Source organism: Bradyrhizobium sp. Ses1 (assembly GCF_059512365.1).
The window spans coordinates 1-589 of sequence record NZ_JCAMOQ010000203.1; the positions used below are offsets into that span (position 1 = coordinate 1).

Consider the following 589-nt stretch of genomic DNA (forward strand, 5'->3'; position numbering starts at 1 on the left):
GTGAAGTCGGACGACAAAGTGTCGTGTTCGTTTTTGGCGCGAGATCGCTGATGCAGGCAGGCGCCCCCGTGGGCGAGTTGCGCGACCATTTCAAAGGGGCCGCCATGCTCGGTTGCTCGACTTCCGGCGAGATCGTCGGCGACATGGTCGTCGACGACTCGGTGATTGCCACCCTTGCGGACTTCGAACATACGCGGCTCCGGTTCGCCTCCGCTGCGATTGGCGAGGCGAAGGCAAGCTATGACGTCGGCAAGGAGCTCGCACGGCAGCTCAACGACGCCTCGTTGCGCCACGTGTTCGTGCTTTCTGATGGCTTACACGTCAATGGCTCCGACCTGGCGCGCGGTCTCGCGGGCGGCGTCTCGGAAGGCGTGTCGATCACCGGCGGCCTTTCCGGAGATGGAACCAACTTCGCCGAGACTTGGGTGATTGCCGACGGTGGCGCGGGCCCCCAGCGCGTGGCAGCGGTCGGCCTGTATGGCAACGATTTGCGTATTGGCTACGCATCGATGGGCGGCTGGGAGCCATTCGGGCCGCTGCGCATCATCACTCGGGCCGAGGGCAACATCCTCTACGAGCTGGATAGGCG

Annotated in this window: 1 protein-coding gene; it reads left to right on the forward strand. The window is 64.3% G+C overall.

The window, feature by feature from the left end:
* Positions 1 to 50 precede the first annotated feature (50 nt).
* The coding region (locus tag AC5ZG5_RS46375) for an FIST signal transduction protein (RefSeq protein ID WP_496165589.1) at positions 51 to 589 on the forward strand (539 nt) is incomplete at its 3' end.